The sequence below is a fragment of the Streptomyces sp. PU-14G genome (assembly GCF_041028275.1).
GTDB lineage: Bacteria > Actinomycetota > Actinomycetes > Streptomycetales > Streptomycetaceae > Streptomyces.
Window position 1 is genome coordinate 1 of record NZ_JASKYT010000491.1, and the last position, 4,513, is coordinate 4,513.

At 74.2% G+C, this 4,513-nt stretch carries 5 protein-coding genes; 2 read left to right on the top strand and 3 right to left on the bottom strand.

The annotated features are described in order from the left end of the window. Positions 1 to 383 precede the first annotated feature (383 nt). Positions 384 to 824 carry an ANTAR domain-containing protein gene (locus tag AB8Z75_RS32100; protein WP_369208207.1) on the top strand — a complete coding sequence of 147 codons (441 nt, stop codon included), beginning with the start codon at positions 384 to 386 and terminating at the stop codon, positions 822 to 824. A gap of 26 nt (positions 825 to 850) precedes the next feature. Here the strand turns inward: AB8Z75_RS32100 and AB8Z75_RS32105 are convergent, their stop codons facing one another. The 3 genes from AB8Z75_RS32105 to AB8Z75_RS32115 form a co-directional block, all read right to left on the bottom strand. Beyond that, on the bottom strand, positions 851 to 1,291 hold the full coding sequence (locus AB8Z75_RS32105) for a hypothetical protein (RefSeq protein ID WP_369208209.1): 441 nt from the start codon (positions 1,289 to 1,291) through the stop codon (positions 851 to 853). Between the two features lie 236 nt (positions 1,292 to 1,527). Then, on the bottom strand, positions 1,528 to 2,178 hold the full coding sequence (locus AB8Z75_RS32110) for a phosphoribosyltransferase (protein WP_369208211.1): 651 nt from the start codon (positions 2,176 to 2,178) through the stop codon (positions 1,528 to 1,530). 116 nt (positions 2,179 to 2,294) lie between these two features. Further along, positions 2,295 to 2,963, bottom strand: a complete 669-nt coding sequence (locus tag AB8Z75_RS32115; protein WP_369208213.1) for a dienelactone hydrolase family protein — start codon at positions 2,961 to 2,963, stop codon at positions 2,295 to 2,297. Positions 2,964 to 3,312: 349 nt separating this feature from the next. Between AB8Z75_RS32115 and AB8Z75_RS32120 the strand changes: the two genes are divergently transcribed. Continuing rightward, the coding region (locus AB8Z75_RS32120; RefSeq protein ID WP_369208215.1) for a citrate:proton symporter at positions 3,313 to 4,513 on the top strand (1,201 nt) is incomplete at its 3' end.

The following is a 4,513-nucleotide window of genomic DNA, read 5'->3' on the forward strand; positions in this document are numbered from 1 at the left end:
GTGGCGGCGGCTTCTGACCGGGCGGTGGCCGATAACGACCTGCCAACGGTCCGGTGGGGTGCTGTTTGGTCGGCGGCGCACTCGGTTACCTGCATCAGTGCGCGGGGCAGAGCTCGCCCTGTGCAGGCACCGGAGGGTTGGGGAAACAGCCCCCGGTGCCGTAGCGCCTCGGTGGGCGTTTTGTCCGGGAACGCGGGGCCCGTTCGGGGTTGCTACGACAGGGGTTGCGGGGCCACCCTCGAAGGAGGCCGACCAACGTGCCGGAACGGCCGGAGCGGCCGGAATCCACGCTGTGGGCGGCCGGAACCCACGCTGAGGACGACCACCGACGACCACCCCCTGGGGGACCGATGGGTGCGGCAACCGGCTCCGTGAGGACGTCCGTGGACTGCGCTCGCCGCAGAGCCACGCCTTCCTCGCCCTCGCCTGCCGAGACGGCGGTATGGAACCCCCCGCCCGGCTCGCGGCGTGGCGAGCATCGGGAGCACGGTGAGCATCGGGAGCACGGTGAGTCCCCGGAAGCGCGGGAGCGGGAGCGGCTGCGTGAGCAGGTCGAGGAGCTGCGCACCGAGGTGGGGCAGTTGCGGCAGGCCTCCGAGTCCCGGCCGGTCATCGACCAGGCGCGGGGCATGGTGATGGCCCTGGCACCCTGCGACGCGCAGTCGGCGTGGTGGGTGCTGGTGCGGGTCTCCCAGCACTCGAATGTGAAGTTGCGTCGGGTGGCCGGGGCGCTGGTCGCCGGCGCGGAGGGTACGCCCGTACCCGAGTCCGTACGCAAGGCGTTGGCCGCGGCACTGCACCGGGTGCGTACCGCCTCCCGGTGACGCGCGGCGCTCAGCCGCTCGGGCGCTCAGCCCTGTTGGCCGTCCTGGTGGCTGGCCTGGTGGCCGTCCTGGGGGCCTTCCTGGGGGCCTTCCTGCGGGGACGGCGCGGTGTGCGCCTGCTGTTCCGTCTGCGGGCGCTGTCCCAACGGGCGCGGACGCTCGGGCCGTTCCTTCGAGCTCGCAGGAACGGCGGCGGGGCCACCGGCGGGAGCAGGCGCGGCAGCGGGAGCAGGCGCGGCAGCGGTGGCGGGCGCGGCAGCGGGAGCAGGGGCGGCGGGGGGAGCGGGCGCGGGTTCCTCGGGTCTGCCGGTATCGGGGTGGCGGCTGTGCACCGGTGAGAAGTCGAGCGCCTGCTCGGCCTCCTGCTGGAGTGCCTGGGCGGTCTCGCGGACATCCGCGAGCACGTCGCCGTGCTCCTCGATCAGGCTGTTGTAGATCGGCGAAGCGGGGCTGCTGTCGGCCGGCATGGACGGCTCTCCTCTCGGACTGTGGACACAGAACCGGCCACCCGCGTCGGAGCACACGGGCGGCCAGACGCCGACGATACGCCCCTGGAACGGGGCACCTGGGCCTCTGAGCGCCTCTTGTGGCATACCTCGCAGTTGGCCGGTTCTGTACGGTGCTGCCTCGATCGGGTTCTGTACGGTGCTGCCCCGATCGGTGTGCCAGGCACCGTGGACGCGTGGCGCGCGGACGGGGTGCCTCAACGGGCCGGTGCGGCGTGCAGGGTGGCGAGCACTTCCTCGTCCGTGGTCTGCGGGAAGTCGTCGTACCAGAGGCCGACGGCCTCGAAGGCGGCCGGCTGGTGCAGGCACACGACCGTGTCGGCCTCGGAACTGAGCGCCGTCACGGACTGGGGCGCGCCGACGGGGGCGGCCAGTATCAGGCGCGCGGGCCCCTGTCCGCGCACGCGGCGGAGCGCGGCGCGGGCGGTGACACCTGTGGCGAGGCCGTCGTCGACGACGATCACGGCGCGGTCCGCGATACGTGGCGCCGGACGGTCGCCCCGGTAGAGGGCCTCGCGGCGGTGGAGTTCCGTCCGCTCGTGCGCCACCACCGAGGACAGCCGGTCCTCGGCCAGCCCCAGCATCTCCAGCGCCGTGCGGTCGTAGACGGGCGGGTCCTCGCCGGCGATCGCGCCGACTCCGTACTCGGGCCGGCCCGGCAGCCCGATCTTGCGGGCGACGAGCACGTCGAGCGGGGCGTGCAGGGCGCGGGCCACCTCCACGGCGACGGGCACCCCTCCGCGGGGCAGCGCCAGCACCAGCGGGTCGGGCAGTTCCTCCTGACGCCGCAGGTCACTGAGCGAGGCGGCGAGTTCGCGGCCCGCCTGGGTGCGGTCTGCGAAACGCATCGGGGTTCCTCCCAGGGTGCGGGGGTCGGTCGGGCTGTGGCGGTGAGGGCCGTCCGTGGCCGTGGGGTCGGGCTGTGGCTATTCGGCGTCCGTGAGGCTATTCGGCGTTCGTGAGGCTATTCGGCGTCCGTGGTGGGTGGGAGCGCGAACCAGCGGGCCGCCTCCCTGGCGACCTCTTCCAAAGCGCCGGGTTCCTCGAACAGGTGCGTGGCCGAGGGGACGACGTGCATGCGGTGCGGGGCCCGCAGCCGTGCTGCCGCCGCCTCGTTGAGCCGCAGCACCTCCTGATCGTCTCCGCCGACGATCAGCAGGACGGGAGCCAGCACGTCCGGCAGCGCGTCGCCGGCCAGGTCGGGCCGGCCTCCCCGGGAGACCACCGCGTACACCGTCCGCGTCCGGTCGGCTGCCGCTGTCAGCGCAGCCGCCGCGCCGGTGCTCGCCCCGAACAGGCCCACCGGCAGCCCGCCGGTCCGCTCGTGCCGTTCCAGCGCGTCGATCGCGGCCACCAGGCGGCGCCCGAGCAGCGGGATGTCGAAGCGGTGTTCGGCGGTCGCCGCGTCCGTGTACTCCTCGTCCCCGGTCAGCAGGTCCAGCAGCAGCGTGGCCAGGCCCTCCTCGCGCAGCGCGGCGGCGACCGCGCGGTTGCGGGGGCTGAACCGCGAGCTGCCGGTGCCGTGCGCGAACAGTACGGTCGCGTTCGCCCGGTCCGGCACCGCGAGGTCGCCGGTGAGGAGGGCGCCGTCGCCCCCTTCGAGGGTGACGGTCTCCGTCGTCTCCGCAGCCATGCCTGATCACTTCCGTGGCTCGGCCTTCCCTTCGGGCCTTTCGGGCCGCTCTCCGGGTGCCCCCGCGGGCGCCGGCCCAATCACCCGGGCCACCCCGGACAGCCCTCGCCCCGCGCGCGTCGCGCACCCCTATGAGCTGGGGTTTCGCGCATATTGCTCGCGGATGACGCTCTTGTGACGGGCATGTCGCGCTGCTTACGGTCGGGCGACCGCAGGGCATCGGGGCCCCGGCCCGAGGGCTGCCGGCCGCCGCATGCTCCGCCGCCTCCGTTGCTGGGCACCGGGGACCGTCCATCCGGCCCCGGGCGGGCCCCCGCCGCCGTCACGGCGGGCGAGAGATTGGGTTTCCATGCTGACGCTCCTCGGCTTCGCCATGATCGCCGTCTTCCTGGTGCTGATCATGACGAAGAAGATGTCCCCCATCGCCGCGCTCGTGCTCATCCCCGCGCTGTTCTGCGTCCTGGTGGGCCAGGGGGCCGACCTGGGCGGCTATGTGCTCGACGGGATCGGTGACCTCGCGCCCACGGCCGCGATGCTGATGTTCGCGATCATCTACTTCGGCGTGATGATCGACGTGGGTCTCTTCGACCCGATCGTCCGGGGCATCCTGCGGTTCTGCAAGGCCGACCCCATGCGGATCGTCGTCGGTACGGCGGTGCTCGCCGCGATCGTCTCGCTCGACGGTGACGGCTCGACGACGTTCATGATCACCGTGTCCGCGATGCTGCCGCTCTACCGGCGGCTGGGGATGAGCGTGGTCGTGATGACGGGGGTCGCCGCCACCGCCAACGGCGTCATGAACACCCTTCCGTGGGGCGGCCCCACCGCGCGGGCCGCGACCGCGCTCCACCTCGACGCCGGTGACATCTTCGTCCCGATGGTGCCCGCGCTCGCCGTCGGCATGGTCTGCGTCCTCGCCCTCGCCTACGTCCTCGGCGTACGGGAGCGGCGCCGCCTGGGCACCCTCTCCCTCGACGGGCCGGGCGAGCGCGCGGCGGCGCGCGCGATGGCGGGCCCCGAGACGGCGGGCCCCGAGGCGGCAGCCCCCGAGGCGGCGGGGGAGACGGACACGACGCTGGTGGGAGCGGGAGCGGGCGCGGGCGCGTGTGCGAGCGCGGCTGCGGCTGCCGGTGCGGGCGGCGGCGCCCGGGCGCGCGTCTCGCTCCGCAAGGGCGGCGCCCCGGCCGCCGGTGGCGGCTCCGCCGTCGGCGGGAGGGCGGTAGCCGTCGGCGGGAACGTGGCACCCGGCGGCGGGAGCGTGGCACCCGGCGGCCCGGACGGGGACGCGGCCTCGGGCGCCGCCGGTGCGGAGTCCGCCGTCCTGGACCCGGACCGCGCGTGCCTGCGCCCTCGGCTGTACTGGTTCAACGCGGCCCTCACGGTGGCGCTCCTCGTCCTGCTGATCGCCCAGCTGCTGCCGATCCCGGTGCTGTTCCTGCTGGGCGCTGCGCTCGCGCTGACGGTGAACTTCCGCGACATGGCCGACCAGAAGGCCCGGATCGCCGCCCACGCCGAGAACGTGCTCAACGTCTCCGGCATGGTCTTCGCGG

Coding starts and splice junctions, on each gene's coding strand:
- AB8Z75_RS32105 (WP_369208209.1), bottom strand. CDS start 1,291: ATGCCGGCCGACAGCAGCCCCGCTTCGCCGATCTACAACAGCCTGATC.
- AB8Z75_RS32110 (WP_369208211.1), bottom strand. CDS start 2,178: ATGCGTTTCGCAGACCGCACCCAGGCGGGCCGCGAACTCGCCGCCTCG.
- AB8Z75_RS32115 (WP_369208213.1), bottom strand. CDS start 2,963: ATGGCTGCGGAGACGACGGAGACCGTCACCCTCGAAGGGGGCGACGGC.